Annotated in this window: 15 protein-coding genes; 10 read left to right on the top strand and 5 right to left on the bottom strand. The window is 74.8% G+C overall.

Annotation, left to right across the window (positions count from 1 at the left end; all coding sequences use genetic code 11):
* Positions 1 to 3 precede the first annotated feature (3 nt).
* On the bottom strand, positions 4 to 237 hold the full coding sequence (locus tag ACZ60X_RS02770; RefSeq protein ID WP_469592991.1) for a ferredoxin: 234 nt from the start codon (positions 235 to 237) through the stop codon (positions 4 to 6).
* Between the two features lie 2 nt (positions 238 to 239).
* Entirely contained in the window at positions 240 to 1,691 is a 1,452-nt protein-coding gene (locus tag ACZ60X_RS02775) for an aldehyde dehydrogenase (RefSeq protein ID WP_469592482.1), read from the bottom strand.
* A gap of 172 nt (positions 1,692 to 1,863) precedes the next feature.
* Between ACZ60X_RS02775 and ACZ60X_RS02780 the strand changes: the two genes are divergently transcribed.
* A complete protein-coding gene (locus ACZ60X_RS02780; protein ID WP_469592484.1) occupies positions 1,864 to 2,901 on the top strand; it encodes an MBL fold metallo-hydrolase in 1,038 nt (345 codons plus the stop codon).
* Positions 2,902 to 2,941: 40 nt separating this feature from the next.
* Complete coding sequence (locus ACZ60X_RS02785; protein WP_469592487.1) at positions 2,942 to 3,412, top strand: nuclear transport factor 2 family protein; 471 nt, start codon at positions 2,942 to 2,944, stop codon at positions 3,410 to 3,412.
* 106 nt (positions 3,413 to 3,518) lie between these two features.
* Here the strand turns inward: ACZ60X_RS02785 and ACZ60X_RS02790 are convergent, their stop codons facing one another.
* Positions 3,519 to 4,109 (bottom strand): XRE family transcriptional regulator, encoded by a 591-nt coding sequence (locus ACZ60X_RS02790; RefSeq protein WP_469592489.1) that lies wholly within the window; start codon positions 4,107 to 4,109, stop codon positions 3,519 to 3,521.
* Positions 4,110 to 4,375: 266 nt separating this feature from the next.
* Here ACZ60X_RS02790 and ACZ60X_RS02795 point away from each other — a divergent pair, with 266 nt between their 5' ends.
* Positions 4,376 to 5,248 (top strand): ATP-grasp domain-containing protein, encoded by an 873-nt coding sequence (locus tag ACZ60X_RS02795; protein WP_469592491.1) that lies wholly within the window; start codon positions 4,376 to 4,378, stop codon positions 5,246 to 5,248.
* 19 nt (positions 5,249 to 5,267) lie between these two features.
* Here the strand turns inward: ACZ60X_RS02795 and ACZ60X_RS02800 are convergent, their stop codons facing one another.
* Entirely contained in the window at positions 5,268 to 5,984 is a 717-nt protein-coding gene (locus ACZ60X_RS02800; RefSeq protein WP_469592493.1) for a phosphotransferase, read from the bottom strand.
* A gap of 343 nt (positions 5,985 to 6,327) precedes the next feature.
* Here ACZ60X_RS02800 and ACZ60X_RS02805 point away from each other — a divergent pair, with 343 nt between their 5' ends.
* From ACZ60X_RS02805 to ACZ60X_RS02835, 7 genes are all read left to right on the top strand, one after another.
* A complete protein-coding gene (locus tag ACZ60X_RS02805; protein ID WP_469592993.1) occupies positions 6,328 to 7,554 on the top strand; it encodes a prenyltransferase/squalene oxidase repeat-containing protein in 1,227 nt (408 codons plus the stop codon).
* Complete coding sequence (locus tag ACZ60X_RS02810) at positions 7,551 to 8,201, top strand: SCO2322 family protein (RefSeq protein ID WP_469592496.1); 651 nt, start codon at positions 7,551 to 7,553, stop codon at positions 8,199 to 8,201. The genes ACZ60X_RS02805 and ACZ60X_RS02810 overlap by 4 nt, the downstream gene beginning before the upstream one ends.
* On the top strand, positions 8,194 to 9,333 hold the full coding sequence (locus tag ACZ60X_RS02815; RefSeq protein WP_469592498.1) for an energy-coupling factor transporter transmembrane component T: 1,140 nt from the start codon (positions 8,194 to 8,196) through the stop codon (positions 9,331 to 9,333). Before ACZ60X_RS02810 ends, ACZ60X_RS02815 begins: the two co-directional genes overlap by 8 nt.
* Complete coding sequence (locus tag ACZ60X_RS02820) at positions 9,330 to 11,042, top strand: ABC transporter ATP-binding protein (protein WP_469592500.1); 1,713 nt, start codon at positions 9,330 to 9,332, stop codon at positions 11,040 to 11,042. The genes ACZ60X_RS02815 and ACZ60X_RS02820 overlap by 4 nt, the downstream gene beginning before the upstream one ends.
* Positions 11,039 to 11,962 carry an ECF transporter S component gene (locus ACZ60X_RS02825; RefSeq protein WP_469592503.1) on the top strand — a complete coding sequence of 308 codons (924 nt, stop codon included), beginning with the start codon at positions 11,039 to 11,041 and terminating at the stop codon, positions 11,960 to 11,962. Before ACZ60X_RS02820 ends, ACZ60X_RS02825 begins: the two co-directional genes overlap by 4 nt.
* A gap of 303 nt (positions 11,963 to 12,265) precedes the next feature.
* Positions 12,266 to 12,682 (top strand): aggregation-promoting factor C-terminal-like domain-containing protein, encoded by a 417-nt coding sequence (locus ACZ60X_RS02830; RefSeq protein WP_469592505.1) that lies wholly within the window; start codon positions 12,266 to 12,268, stop codon positions 12,680 to 12,682.
* Positions 12,683 to 12,844: 162 nt separating this feature from the next.
* Entirely contained in the window at positions 12,845 to 13,540 is a 696-nt protein-coding gene (locus ACZ60X_RS02835; protein ID WP_469592507.1) for a YoaK family protein, read from the top strand.
* A gap of 439 nt (positions 13,541 to 13,979) precedes the next feature.
* Here ACZ60X_RS02835 and ACZ60X_RS02840 read toward each other — a convergent pair whose 3' ends face one another.
* Positions 13,980 to 15,215 carry a cytochrome P450 gene (locus ACZ60X_RS02840; RefSeq protein WP_469592995.1) on the bottom strand — a complete coding sequence of 412 codons (1,236 nt, stop codon included), beginning with the start codon at positions 15,213 to 15,215 and terminating at the stop codon, positions 13,980 to 13,982.
* Between the last annotated feature and the right edge of the window lie 160 nt (positions 15,216 to 15,375).

Genomic DNA, 15,375 nt, shown 5'->3' on the forward strand with positions numbered 1-15,375 from the left:
CGCTCACTCCTCCGGCGGGAACACCGCCTCCCCGCTCTCCGCCAGGGTGATCAGGATCGCCTCCACCGGGCACCCCTCCGCCGCCCTGAGGACCGGCTCGCTCGCGTCCGTGTCCGGCTCGGCGGGGTGCGACTGGCGGGCGGCGTCGAGGCGGAAGGCCCGGGGTGCGTGGTGGAGGCACTGGGCGGAGCCGATGCACACCGACCGGTCGACCTCGACGTGCCAGCGGTCGCCCACGCTCACGCCCCCGCCGGCAGGTGGATCATCTTGTGTTCGAGGTAGGCGCCGTAGCCCTCCGGGCCGAACTCCCGTCCCAGACCGGAGTTCTTGTAGCCGCCGAACGGGCCGAGCATGTCCAGGCTGAAGGTGTTGACCGAGTAGGTGCCGGTGCGGATCCGACGGGCGATCTCGACGCCGTGCTCGACGTCGGCCGTCCACACGCTGCCGGACAGGCCGTAGTCCGAGTCGTCGGCGATCTTCACGGCCTCGTCCTCGTCACCGTACGCGAGCAGGCAGATCACCGGGCCGAAGATCTCCTCGCGGGCGATCCGCATGGCGTTGTGGACGTCGCCGAAGAGGGTCGGCTCGACGTACCAGCCGCGCTCCAGGCCCGCCGGACGGCCGCCGCCGGTGAGGACCTTGGCGCCCTCCTCCTGGCCGATCCGGATGTAGTCGAGGTTGCGCTGCTGCTGGCGGCGGGCGGCCAGCGGGCCGACCTGGGTCGCCGGGTCGAGCGGGTCGCCGACCTTCAGGGCGCTCGCCGCCGCCGCGAAGGCGTCGGCGTACTCGTCGTAGCGGGCGCGGGGGACGAGGATGCGGGTCTGGGCGACGCACGCCTGGCCGTTGTTCATCCAGGCCGCCGGGACGATCCCGGCCACCGCCGTCGCCACGTCCGTGTCCGGGAGCACGAGCGCCGCCGACTTCCCGCCCAGCTCCAGGGTGACGCGGGTGAGATGGCGGGCGGCGACCTCCATCACCCGCCTGCCCGCGGCGACCGAGCCGGTGAAGGAGACCTTGTCGACGCCGGGGTGCCCGACCAGGTACTCGCTGACCTCCCGGTCGGCGGGGAGGATCGACAGCACGCCCCCGGGCAGGCCCGCCTCGCGCGCGATCTCGCCGAGCAGGTACGCGTCCAGGGGGGACTCCGGGGACGGCTTGAGGACGACCGTGCAGCCCGCGAGCAGCGCCGGGGCGAGCTTGGCGGCGGCCACGAACTGCGGGACGTTCCAGGGGACGACGGCGGCGACGACGCCGACCGGTTCGCGCCGGACGAGGATCGGGCCGAGGGCGCCGTCCCGGCGCTCCTCGTGGGTGTAGTCCCGGGCGACCCTGATCGCCGCGTCCCACACCATCATCGCGCCGAGCGCCTGGGCGAGGACGCTCCAGGAGTACGGCGAGCCGTTCTCCGAGGAGATCACCCGGGCGATCTCCTCGTGCCGCGCGGCGATGCCGTCCTTGATGCGGGTGACGACCTCGATCCGCTCCTGAAGCGACGCCCGCGGCCAGGGCCCCTCGTCGAAGGCGCGGCGCGCCACGGCCACCGCGCGGTCGACGTCCTCCCGCGAGGCGTGCGGCACCCGGCCGATGACCTCCTCGGAGTGCGGCGAGATCACCTCGATGACGTCCTCGCCCAGGGGGTCGGTCAACTCCCCGCCGATGAACAGCTGTCCGTGTTCCACGAGCTCGGTCATGGCCGCACACCCTTCTGACGCCGTTTCAGAACTGATACCAGTTCTAGTTGGCGGAGGCCAGTCCGCCGCCGCGCCAGGAGCGGGGCCGTCGGCGAGGGTTTCGCATCGCTGGAGCTGACGGTGAGTCAGTTCTCGTTATAGTGAGCGGTGTCCGAAGGGCGGAGGTTCTCCGATGACCACGACGTTCGATCACGGCGGGGGCGTACGGTCCGTGGCGGTCCCCATTCCGAACAACCCCCTCGGCCACACGCTGGTCTACGTCATGGCGACCGACCGCGGGCCGGTACTGGTCGACACCGGCTGGGACGACCCGGCGTCCTGGGACACGCTCACCGCGGGGCTGAGCGCCTGCGGTACGGCGGTGGCGGACGTGTACGGCGTCGTCGTCACACACCACCACCCCGACCACCACGGGCTGTCGGCGAGGGTGCGCGAGGCCTCGGGCGCGTGGGTGGCGATGCACGCGGCCGACACCGCGGTGGTACGGCGCACCCGGGAGGCCCGGCCCGAGCGCTGGTTCCGCTACATGAGCGCCAAACTCGCGGCCGCCGGAGCCCCGGAGGAACACCTGGCGCCGCTGCGCACCCCGAGCACACCCCGCACCGGCCGCACCCTGCCCGGCCTCTCCCCCGCCCTGCCCGACCGGGAGATCGTCCCCGGCGAACTCCTCGACCTGCCCGGCCGCCGGCTGCGCGGGATCTGGACCCCCGGACACACCCCGGGCCATGTCTGCCTGCACCTGGAGGAGGAGCACCCGGCTCAACTCCCCGGAAGCGGAAGGCTGTTCAGCGGCGACCACCTGCTGCCGCGGATCACCCCGCACATCGGGCTGTACGAGGACCCGGACGAGGCGACCGTGACCGATCCCCTCGGCGACTACCTGGACTCCCTGGAGCGGATCGGCCGGCTCGCCCCCGCCGAGGTCCTCCCCGCGCACCAGCACGCCTTCACCGACGCCCCCGGCCGGGTACGGGAGTTGCTGGCGCACCACGAGGAACGGCTCCGCGGGCTGCTGGCCCTCCTCGCGGAGCCGCTCACGCCCTGGCAGCTCGCGGAGCGGATGGAGTGGAACCGCCCCTGGGACCAGATCACCTACGGGTCGCGGAACATCGCCGTCTCGGAGGCGGAGGCCCATCTGCGGCGGCTCGTGAAGCGGGGGCGGGCGGAGCCGGTGGCGGGGAGCGAGCCGGTGGCGTACCGCGCCGTGTAATGCGGTGGCCCGGCGCCCGCGCGGGCTGTTAGACAGTCCTATGGACCCCTGGGAGTGTCTTCTCGCCGAGCGTGCCTGCGAGCGCCTGATCATCGACTTCGTCCACCGGCTCGACCTCGGTGAACCGTCCGGCGTGGCCGAGCTGTTCACCGAGGACGGCGTCTGGGAGTGGCCGCCGCCCGGGGACGGGCGGCGGGCTGAGGGGCGGGAGGCGCTGGGCGCGTACTTCGGTTCCCGGCCCGCCGACCGGCTCTCGCGCCGGTTCCTGTCCAACGTCCTCGTCACCGTGACCGGCCCGGACACCGCCACCGCCGTCTCGTACTTCACGACCTACCGCGTCGACGGCTACGACCCGGGCGCGGCCGCCATGGTCCCGGCCGGGCCGCCCGTCCAGGTCGGGCACTACGAGGACGCCTTCCGCCGGACCGGCGACGGCCGGTGGCTGCTGGAGCACCGGGTGCTGCACCTGCCGTTCGGCGGCCCGACGCCCCGCGTGGGCCAGGCGGGTTGAGGCCCGGCGCCTTCCGCTGCGCCGCGCTCGACGGGCCCGGCCGACCGGCCCTCGCGGCGGGCGGCGCAGGGGCGGTGGGACCGTACCGGCCGGGAAGCGCCGGGTGTCACCGGCCGGTGTCCTCCGCGCGGTCCGGGGAAGTGATCATTTCGGCGAGGTCGGCGAGGGTGGCGAGCTGGCGGGCGTTCATCTGCGGGGCGCGCGCGGCGAGCCGGACCAGGCCGCTCTCGCGCAGCCGCAGCAGCGGATCCGCCTCGGCCTCCAGCGCCTGGAGCACCGGCTGCAGCGCCTCGTGCAGCGCCTCCGGTTCGTCGGCCGTGAAGAAGCCGGCCGGCAGCCCGAAGAACCGGCGCAGCCGGTCGGTGTGCTCCAGGCTCGGCATCCCGCTCCTGCGCCACTCGCTCAGCCACTGCCGGCTGGTACCGGCGATCCTGGCCAGCTCGTCCAGCGAGTACCGCTTGCCGTCGGGCCGGCGCCGGGTCTCGCGGATGAAGTCCAGCCGCTGGCGCACCCGCCCGGCCAGGCAGACCTCGGGTGCCCGCCCGCCGCCGAGCAGTTCCACGACGACACCGGCGGGGATGCCGGTACGACGGGAGAGGCCGACCACGTCGAGGGCCTCCGGCAGCCGGCCCGGCCGACCGGTCAACTCACCTAACCTGGCCAGTACCTCGGCCAGCGAGGTGTAGGCGTCACTCACCGAGGCCCCCCTGCGTGTGTGTCGTCCGTTCGGTGACTGGGCGACCGGACGAGACGCGAGGCTACCCGCTCGTCCGGGGCGCCGACCAGAGGTGACAACACCGCCTGCCCAACAAGGCAGGAATAGTTGACAGTTGATCGTGCGGTGGGTGAGGATCACGACACAGAGAGCGAACTTCCGACCCGTCCCGGGTGCCGGCTACGGGGGAGCGGCACCCGGGGCGTCCTCTCTGTCCCACCCGCCTGACCAGCGAAGGTGATGCGCCGATGCCGCAGCCCGTCCTTCTGCTCGGGGCCGGCCCCGCCGCGTACGGGTTCCCGCTGGAGCGGATCGCCGGGATCCGCCCCGTGATCCTGGTCGACACCGCCGTACCGCGGTGGGCGCGCCCCTTTCTGTCCGGCCATCTCGCGGCCGACCCGGCGCGCGAGGCGGACGCGGCCGGGGCGATCGTGCGGTACGCGGACCGGCAGCCGGTGGCGGGCGTGCTGACCTGGGCCGGGGAGCACCTGCGCACCGCCGCTCGGATCACCGGGCGGCTGGGGCTGCCGGGCCTGCCGTACGAGACGGCCGCGGCCTGCGCGGACCCGGTCGCCCTGCGGAACCGGCTGGTACGGCACCGGGTGGTGACGGACGGCCCCGGGGACCGGCCCGGCGACCTCGACGGCCCGCTGGTCTCCGCCGAGACGGTCGTCCTGGACGACGAGATCCGCATCGCCGCGCTCACCCGTACGACACCGGGATCGCCGGGCCGCCCGCCGCTGCGGCACTCGGTCCACGCGCACGACGGCCTGCTGCACAACCGCTTCCTGCGGCAGACGGTCGAGCGGGCGGTGCGGGCGCTGGGCCTCGCGCACGCCGTCGCGCACGTGGGCCTCCGGCTGACGGCTCGGGGGCCCCGGGTGACCGGTGTCGCGCCGTATCTGCCCGGCGACCTGATCCCCTGGCTGGTGGAGCGGGCGACGGGGGTCGATCTGGCGGAGGTGGCCGTGGCGATGGCCTGCCGAACGGCGGTCGACGCGACGCCGTGGCGGGAGCGGGCCGCGGCGGTTCGCTTCGCGGAATCAGCGGACGGAAGGTCGTACTGGGTGGTGGAGGGCGAGGACGCGGCCGAGTGTGATCGGGCGCTCGGGGCCGCGTAGCGGGTTCGCCGTGGCGGCCTCAGGCACCTCGCCCCACCCGTCGCACCAAGTCCCCGGCGCCTTCCAGGAGTTCCACCTCCCCCGGTGTCATCGTCGGGTTGGCCGCCCGTCGGCGCAGCGCCTGTGTCAGGGCGCCGTCCGTGAGGGGGGACGGATCGGCCAGCAGGCCGAGGAGCGTCGGGCGGGCCGGGGCCGCGAGCGCGGTGTCCGAGACGGCCACCTGGGCCGGGATCACCGCGGACATGGCCCAGTCGAGGGCCGGGAGGCCGTCCTCGGTGTTGGACCAGTCGATGACCTGCGGGCCGGCCGGAGTCAGCTCCCCAGCTCTCAACTGCGTTCGAGCCGGGGGACCCCCATCGTTGTCAGGGTGCAGGTCGAGGTGGAGGACTCGGGCGTGCGGGGCGGCCGGGTCGCGGGGCGGTACGGCGTGCAGGCGGCGCGGGAGGGAGGCGAGCAGGGCGCCCGCGTCCGCCGGGCTCACCCGGCCGTCGGTGAGGGCGGTCAGCAGGGTCGGGCCGGACAGGCGCTCCATGACGAGGTCGGTCGGTGAGCCGGTGGGGCGTACCCGGGGTGCCGGGTAGCCGTGTTCGCGTACGTACGTCATCACGGCGGACTCGGCGGCCGCGTTCCCCCAGCCGTCCCGGTCGCGCCGCAGCACCCAGGCGCCGTCGATCTCGTACACGTCCGCCGAGCGTCCCGAACCGAGCAGTCTGCCGGTGCCCCCCGTTGTCGTCATGGCCGTGACCCTGGTCACCGCGGGCCCGTGCGCGCAGCCGCTCCTCGGCTCGCGCGGGGCTGCCGGTAAAGTGGCGGGGTCGTCATCGCACCCGTACAGGGGAAAGCCGGTGCAATTCCGGCGCTGGCCCTCCCCCGAGCTCTCGGCTTTCGCTCGAGCGGGGGGCGCCCCCATCCGTAATCCGTCGTCCCGGCGGTGAGCCGGACTGCCCCGGACGGGACGTTGACCGGCTCACGTGCGTCGGCGGCCCGCCGCGCACGGCACCGTCGAGGTCTACGGAGCCGAGCCGCCCGGGGGTTCCCGCGCGCTGCCCGGCTCCCCGCAGGAGAGGCAGTCGCCGACCATGAACGTCCGCCGCAGCGCAGCGGCTCTCGCCGCCGTAGGCGTGCTGGCCGCCGCCGCGCCCGCCACGGCCGCCGGCCAGTCCCCGTCTCCGAAGGCCACCCTCCCGTCCGGGCTGTACGGCACGGCGGACCCGACCTACGACGGAGTGTGGCGCCAGGCGCTGACGCTGGTCGCGCAGCGCACGCTCGGCTACCGGCCCGCCGCGCGGGCCGTGGACTGGCTGGCCGGGCAGAGTTGCGCGAACGGCGCGTTCGCCGCGTTCCGCGCCGCCCCGGACCGGCCGTGCGACAGCAAGGTCATGGTGGACACCAACAGCACGGCCGCCGCCGTCCAGGCCCTGAAGGCGACCGGCGGGCACGACGCCGTCGTCGGCAAGGCCGTGGCCTGGCTGAAGTCCGTGCAGAACAAGGACGGCGGCTGGGGCTACTCCCCCGGCGGGGCCAGCGACACCAACTCCACCTCCGTCGTCGTCGGCGCGCTGGCCGCGACCGGCGCGGACCCGGCGAAGGTGACCACGGCGGGCAGGTCCCCGTACGACCTCCTCGCCGCCATGGCCGTCCCCTGCGACCAGGACGGCGGCGGCGCCCTCGCCTTCCAGCCGGACAAGAAGGGCAAGCTGTCCGCCAACGCGGACGCGACGGCCGCGGGGGTGTTGGGCGCGCTCGGCAAGGGGTTCGTGGCCGAGGCCGGCAAGGCGCCCGCGCGGCAGGGGTGCGCCAAGGCCGCGCATCCCACCCCGGCGCAGGTCGCCGACAACGGCGGCGCCTATCTGGCGCAGGCGGTCGGCACGAGCGGGCACCTGCTCTCGGTACTGCCGGGCGCCAAGGACCAGCCGGACTACGGCAACACGGCGGACACGGTCGTCGCGCTGGCCGCGGACGGGCGCACCGAGCAGGCGAACAAGGCGTACGCCTGGCTGGAGAAGAACGCCGGCCCGTGGGCGCGGCAGAGCGGCCCGGCGGCGTACGCCCAGCTGATCCTCGCCGCGCACGCGGTCGGCGCGCAGCCGGGTGACTTCGGCGGCACCAGCCTCGTCCGCGCCCTCGACGCGCAGGGCCCGGCGCCGGGCATGGACAACGCCGGGCACGCGACCGGCACGCCCGAGAAGTCCACGACGTCCGACCGCGGTTCGTCGTTCGGCACCTGGTGGTTCGTCGGCGTCTGCCTCGTCGCGGGCATCGGCGTCGGCTTCCTGCTGAGCGGCCGGAAGAAGCGGCAGCCGTGACCGCGCCCCGCCGTGCCGCGAGCCTGCTGCTGGCCGTGTTCGTCCTGCTGACGGTCGCCGCGACCGAGGCGCATGCCACCGGTTACCGCTACTGGTCCTTCTGGGAGCGCACCGGCGGCCGCTGGACGTACGCCACGCAGGGCCCGTCGGCCGCCCGTCCCGACGACGGCGCGGTGGAGGGGTTCCGCTTCGCGGTCAGCGCGGACTCGGCCGACGCGAGCAGGCCGCGCGGCACGGCGGACTTCAGGGCGATCTGCGCGGCCGCCCCCGCCAGGAGCGGCATGAAGCGGGTCGCGCTGGTCCTCGACTTCGGCGTCCCGGCGGACGCGCCTTCCGGCGAGACCCCGCCGGCGCCCCGTACCGCCTGCGCCCGCGTGTCCGCCGACGCGACGACCGCCGACGCCCTGGCCGCCGTCGCGCCGCCGCTGCGCTACGACACCAACGCGCTGCTGTGCGCCATCGCGGGCTATCCGCGCACGGGGTGCGGGGAGCAGGTGGCCGCCGGCGGCCGGGCCGGCGGTGCCGGGAGCGCCCGCACGAGCGGTTCGGACAGCGGGCCTTCGCTGGGACTGCCGATCGGCGCGGGGGTGGTCGCCGTGCTGGCGGGCGCGGCGGTGTGGCAGGCCCGGCGGCGGCGGAATGCCTGACCGCCGCGGCGGCACCCGGCGAGCGCCGGCAGGCGGCCCCGCCCCCGGACCGCACCGGCGCCGGACCACCGTCCACCCCGGCGCCTGGTGGCTCTGGGCGCTGAGCCTCGGTACCGCCGCCACCCGCACCACCAACCCGCTCCTCCTCGCCCTGATCGTCTCCGCGTCCGCGTACGTCGTCGCGACGCACCGCGCGGCCACGCCCGCGGCCCGCTCGTACCCCGCCTTCGCCCGGCTGGCGCTCGCCGTCCTGCTGATCCGGCTGCTGTTCGCGGTGGCGCTCGGCTCGCCCGTCCCCGGTACGCACACGCTGTTCGCCCTCCCCGAGGTGCCGCTCCCGCACTGGGCGCAGGGCATCCGCCTGGGCGGCGCGGTCACGGCCGAGGCCCTGCTCTTCGCGGCCTACGACGGCCTGAGGCTGGCCGCGCTCCTGGTCTGCGTCGGCGCCGCGAACGCCCTCGCCGCCCCGCACCGCCTGCTCAAGTCCCTGCCCGGCGCGCTGTACGAGACCGGCGTGGCCGTCGTCGTCGCCCTCACCTTCGCGCCGCACCTCGTCGCCGACGTCCAGCGGCTGCGCGCCGCCCGCCGGCTGCGCGGCCGTCCGGACCGGGGTCTGCGCGGCCTGCTCCAGGTCGGACTGCCGGTCCTGGAGGGCGCGTTGGAGCGCTCGGTCGCGCTCGCCGCCGCGATGGAGGCCCGGGGGTACGGCCGCGCCGCCGAGGTACCCGCCCGGGTCCGGCGCACGACGGCCGCGCTCACCCTCGGCGGGTTGCTCGGGGTGTGCGCGGGGACGTACGGGCTGCTCACCGCGGAGGGCGGCACGTACGGGCTGCCGGTGCTGCTCGCGGGGGCCGGTGCCGCGCTGGCGGGCCTGCGGCTCGGCGGCCGGCGCTCGCTGCGCACCCGGTACCGGCCCGACCCGTGGGACGCGCGCGCCTGGCTGGTGTCCGCCTCGGGCGCCGCCGTCGCCGCGCTGCTCACGCTGGCCGCGGTCCGCGATCCGGAGGCGCTGCACCCGGGGGTCGCCCCCCTGGTGACCCCGACGCTGCCGCTGTGGCCCGCCGCGTCGGTCCTCCTCGCCCTCCTCCCCGCCTTCGCCGTACCCCAGGACCCCAAGGAGCCGTCGCCGTGATCCGCTTCGAGGATGTCAGCGTGACGTACGACGGCGCCCGCGAACCCTCCGTCAGGGACGTCGACTTCGAGGTGCCGGAGGGCGAACTGGTGCTGCTCGTCGGGCCGTCCGGGGTCGGCAAGTCCACCGTCCTCGGCGCGGTGAGCGGGCTGGTGCCGCACTTCACCGGCGGCACCCTGCGCGGCCGGGTCACCGTCGCGGGCCGCGACACCCGCGTCCACAAGCCGCGCGCGCTGGCCGACGTGGTCGGCACGGTGGGCCAGGACCCGCTCGCGCACTTCGTCACCGACGTCGTGGAGGACGAACTCGCGTACGGCATGGAGTCGTTGGGCCTGGCTCCCGGGGTGATGCGCCGCCGGGTCGAGGAGACCCTGGACCTGCTGGGCCTGGCCGCGCTGCGCGACCGGCCGATCGCCACGCTCTCCGGCGGCCAGCGCCAGCGCGTCGCGATCGGCTCGGTCCTCACCCCGCACCCCCGCGTCCTGGTCTTGGACGAGCCGACCTCGGCGCTGGACCCGGCGGCGGCCGAGGAGGTCCTGGCGGTGCTCCAGCGCCTGGTGCACGACCTCGGCACGACGATCCTGATGGCCGAACACCGTCTGGAACGCGTCATCCCCTACGCCGACCGGGTCGTCCTGCTGCCCGGCCCGGGCAAGGCTCCGGTCGTCGGCACCCCGGCCGAGGTGATGGCGGTGTCCCCGGTCCGCCCCCCGGTGGTGGACCTGGGCCGCCTGGCCGGCTGGTCCCCGCTGCCCCTGACGGTCCGCGACGCCCGCCGCAGGGCGGGTGACCTGCGGGAGCGCCTGGCGCACGGTCGTCCCCGCATGGCCGGGGGCAGCCCTGCCGGCGAGGCGGCGCCCGTCCGGCAGCGGCCCGGAGCGACCCCGGCCCGCGGCGGCGCCGGGCGCCGCCTCCGCTTCCTCCGCCGTCCCTGCCCCGCCCCGGAGGCCGCGGAGACGCCCGTCGCCGAAGTCGACGCCCTCGCCGTCCGCCGGGACCGCGTCCACGCCCTGCGCCGCATCCACCTCACCGTCGCCCCCGGCGAGACCGTCGCCCTCATGGGCCGCAACGGCGCCGGCAAGTCCACCCTGCTCAGCACCCTCGTCGGCCTGCTGGCCCCCACCGCCGGAACCGTCACCGTCGGCGGGCTCACCCCGCACCGCACCGCACCGCCCGACCTCGTGCGCCGCGTCGGCCTGGTCCCCCAGGAACCCCGCGACCTGCTGTACGCCGACACGGTCGCCGACGAGTGCGCCGCCGCCGACCGGGACGCCCGCGCCGAGCCCGGCACCTGCCGGGCGCTGGTGTCCGAGCTGCTGCCGGGCGTCGGTGACGACACGCACCCGCGCGACCTGTCAGAGGGCCAGTGCCTGGCGCTCGCCCTCGCCGTCGTCCTGACCGCCCGGCCGCCCCTGCTGCTGCTCGACGAGCCGACGCGCGGCCTGGACTACGCGGCCAAGGCCCGCCTGGTGACCGTGCTGCGCGCGCTCGCCGCCGAGGGGCACGCGATCGTGCTGGCCACGCATGACGTGGAGCTGGCGGCCGAGATCGCGCACCGGGTGGTGCTGCTCGCCGAGGGCGAGGTCATCGCCGACGGTCCGACCGCCGAGATCGTCGTCTCCTCGCCGTCCTTCGCCCCCCAGGTGACGAAGATCCTCGCCCCGCAGCGGTGGCTCACCGTGGCCGAGGTCCGCGAGGCCCTCTCATGATTCCCACGCCCCCGAGTGCCCCCGCCACGACCACCACCGCCACCCCTGCCACCCGGCTGCACGCCGTCCGGCTCGGGGCCCGGTCCGTCGTCGCGCTCGGGCTGGTCGGCGCGGTCGGGGTCGTCGCCTTCGGCTGGCCGTTCCTCGCTCCGCCCGCTTCCCAGCTGAGCGCGCACGCGCAGGACGCGCCCTGGCTCTTCGCGGGGTTGCTGGTGCTGCTGGTCGCGGTCGTGGCGGCGACGATCGCCGAGTCGGACCTCGGGCCGAAGGCGGTGGCCATGCTGGGCGTGCTGGCCGCGACGGGGGCGGCGCTGCGGCCGATCGGCGCGGGGACGGCCGGGATCGAGCCGATGTTCTTCCTGATGGTGCTCAGCGGGCGGGTCCTCGGTCCCGGCTTCGGCTTCACCCTGGGCTCGGTGACGATGTTCGCGTCCGCCCTGCTCACCGGCGGGGTCGGGCCGTGGCTGCCGTTCCAGATGCTGTCGATGGGCTGGTTCACGATGGGCGCCGGGCTGCTGCCCTGGCCGGTGCGGCTGCGCGGCAGGGGGGAGCTGCTCCTGCTCGCCGGGTACGGATTCCTCGCCTCCCTCGCCTACGGCACCGTCATGAACCTCGCCGGCTGGCCCTTCCTCGGCGGCGCCGCCTCGAACATCTCCTTCGACGCGCACGCCTCCGTCCCCGCCAACCTGGCCCGGTTCGTCGCGTACTGCCTGGCCACCTCGCTCGGCTGGGACCTGGGCCGGGCGGTGTGCACGGTGGCGCTGACCCTCGCCCTCGGCCCGGCGGTGCTGCGCGCGCTGCGCCGGGCCACCCGGCGGGCCGCCTTCGAGACGGCGGTCACATTCGAGGGCCGGGAGCCGTCACGGGGCGGACACGCCGCCTCACCCAGTGACGCCCCCGCGGTGAAGCACCCCACATGACCCAGATCACCTACGATCCGGGGCCGTAGCCCCGAATGTCCGATACGTCCCTTCGGGCACCCCCGCCGACCTGCGCATTGAGACCCAGGCCACAGACCCGACGATCCCGGCCGGTCCGGCCACAACTAGTAAAAGGGGTCATTGCGGGCACGTCCCGGGCCTGTTTCTCTGGATGACGTCGCCAGGCGCCACGAGCCCCCACGGGCCGCGGCGCCCAGGTATGCGGCCCGGCGCATCGCACGAACGGTGTCCACGGCAACGGCATACGGGCGACCCCCCTGTCCCCGACGCAAGAGGTTCTCCGTGTCCGTCTCCTTCATCCGCCGCATCGCTTCCCCGAAGAAGGCCCTCACCACCGCCGCCGTGGCCGCCGCCACCGCCGGTCTGGCTCTGACCGCGGCGCCCGCCCAGGCCGCCACGCCCGCGTCGGCCTCCTCCGCCCAGGCGATCGCGCACAAGATGATCCCGGACGCCGCGCAGTTCAACGCGTTCAGCAAGATCGTGTCGCGGGAGAGCGGTTGGAACCCGAAGGCCACCAACGCGTCCTCCGGCGCCTACGGCCTGGTCCAGGCCCTGCCGGCCTCGAAGATGGCCTCCGCCGGCGCCGACTGGAAGACCAACCCGGCCACCCAGATCAAGTGGGGTCTGGACTACATGAACTCCCGCTACGGCAGCCCGGTCAAGGCCTGGAGCTTCTGGCAGGCCAACGGCTGGTACTGAGCCGGCCGGCCCCGCCACCCCTCTCTCACGCGCGCACCCTCTCCCCCGCCGGGCGAGGGTGCGCGCGCATTTCGCTCCGCGATTCCACCGCGCCCGTGGTGGAGTTGTGCCGTGGTGGGGTCGCCCCGGGCCCCACCCGTCCGTCCGGCCACCGGAGGAACCATGACGACGGCTCGGACCGCGCAGGCGGCCGCACCCGACCCGGAGGCGCGCGGGCTGCGTCTGGTGCTCGTGCTGCTGATGCTGACCGTGGTCAGCGGGCTGATCGACGCCGTCAGTTACCTGGGGCTGGGCCGGGTGTTCACGGCCAACATGACCGGCAACGTCGTCGTCCTGGGGTTCGCGGCGGCCGGCGCGCCCGGCTTCTCGGTCCCGCACACGGCCACCTCGCTGGGCTGCTTCCTGCTGGGCGCGGTGACCGGCGGCCGGCTGGCGGCGCGGGTCGGCAAGGGCTCGCGCCGCCGCTGGACCCGGCTGACCCTGATGGCGGAGGCGGCCCTGGTAGGGCTGTCGGCGGCGATCGCCTTCGCCTGGCCGCACGCCACCGGCACCGTCTACGCCCTGATCGCCCTGACCGGGTACGCGATGGGCCTGCGCAACGCCACCGTCCGCAAGCTGGGCATCGCCGATCTGACGACCACCGTGCTGACGATGACCCTGACCGGTCTGGCCTCCGAGTCCCGGCTCGGCGACGCCACCGGGCATCGCTCGCCGCGCCGCACGGCCTCGGTGATCGCCATGTTCGCCGGTGCCCTGCTGGGCGCGTGGCTGCTCCTCCACCACGGCCCCGGCATCCCGCTCGCGATCGCGGCGGCCGTCTCGGCCACGCTCGCGGTGGTCGCCTCGGGCCATGAGTAACCACCCCACCGGCATCCCGCCCGCCTCAGCACCCCGGCGAACGCCGCCCCCCGCACCAAACGGGCGCCGAAGCGGGCAGGAGCAGGGCGACCGCCCCGCCCGCGCCGACGGCGATCGCCTCGGACCACGAGCGACCGCCCCGCCCGCACCCCGCGCACCTTGGCACCCCGGCGAACGCCGCCCCCCGCACCCAACGGGCAGGAGCAGGGCGACCATCTCCGCCAACACCGGCCGCGATCGCCCCGACCCCGAGTAACCGCCCACCGGCACCCGCCACCCCATCGGCCGACTAGCGGGCCGTGGGTGCCCGGTTCGCCCGGTGAGCGGCCTTGCTCCGGGCTGTCCGAGTGAGTCGCCCTCTTCGCAGTCGATCCGGTGGGCCGGACGCACCGCTCGCGCCCCGCGGCCCGACGGCTTCCCTCCCGCCCGTGCGGCCCGCTCAGGCGGTGGTGACCCGGAGTTCCTTGACCCCGTTGATCCACGCCGAGCGCAGCCGACGCGGCTCCTCGGCCAGCCGCAGGCCGGGCATGGCGTCGGCGATCGCGTGGAAGATGAGGTCGATCTCCAGGACGGCGAGGGACTTGCCGAGGCAGAAGTGCGGACCGCCGCCACCGAAACCCAGGTGCGGGTTGGGATCCCGGGTGATGTCGAAGGCGTCGGGGGCGGCGAAGACCTCCGGGTCGTGGTTGGCGGAGGCGTAGAAGAGGCCGACGCGGTCGCCCTCCTTGATCAGCACCCCGCCCAGCTCCGTGTCCTCGGTGGCCGTCCGCTGGAAGGCGTTGACCGGGGTCGCCCAGCGCACGATCTCCTCGGCCGTCGTCCCCGGCCGCTCGCGCCGGAACAGCTCCCACTGCTCGGGGTGGGTCAAGAACGCGTGCATCCCGTGCGTGATGGCGTTCCGGGTCGTCTCGTTGCCCGCCACCGCCAGCATCAGCACGAAGAACCCGAACTCGTCGGAGTTCAGGTTGCCCTCGTCCTCCGCCGCCACCAGCGTCGTCACGATGTCCTTGGCCGGGCACCTCTTCCGCTCCGCGGCCATGTTCATCGCGTAGGCGATGATCTCGGCCGCCGACTCGGCGCCGACCTCCTCCGTGATGGCGTACTCCGGATCGTCGTAGGCGATCATCTTGTTGGACCAGTCGAAGATCTTGGACCGGTCCTCCTGCGGTACGCCGATCAGTTCGGCGATGGCCTGCAGCGGCAGCTCGCAGGCGACCTCGGTGACGAAGTCGAAGGGCCCGGAGCGTGCGCGGGCGGCCGAGACGATCGCCTCCGCCCGCGCGCGCAGCCGCTCCTCCAGCGCGCGGATGGAACGTGGCGTGAAGCCTCGCTGCACGATCTGCCGGACGCGCGTATGTTCCGGGGGATCCATGTTGAGCAGGATGAGGCGCTGGGCGTCGATCGCGTCGCGCTGGATGTGCTCGTTGAAGCGGATGATCGCGGTGTTGAGAGTCGAGGAGAAGAGTTCGGGGTGCGTGGAGACGTACTTGACGTCCACGTGCCGGGTCACGGCCCAGTAGCCGGTGTCGGCGAAGCCCGCGACGCCCCGCTGCTGCGGGATCCAGCGGACCGGTTCGGTGCGGCGCAGCTCGGCGAACTCCGGGAGGGGTACGCGGTGGTGGAGGAGATCGGGGTCGGTGAGGTCGAACCCGTCGGGCAGCGCGGGGCAGTGCATCGGCGGCTCCCGTCCGTTCTGACGGTCCATCAGCGGGTTCGGTGAACGTAGTAACGGGTTCTACAAGTCGCAAGGGGTACGGCCACCCCAATCCGGCACCGATCCGCTGCAAGACCCTTGCGGTGATGGACGTCACGTCAGCAAACTGCCCTCAGAACTA

It is taken from the genome of Streptomyces sp. NPDC104106, assembly GCF_055584345.1.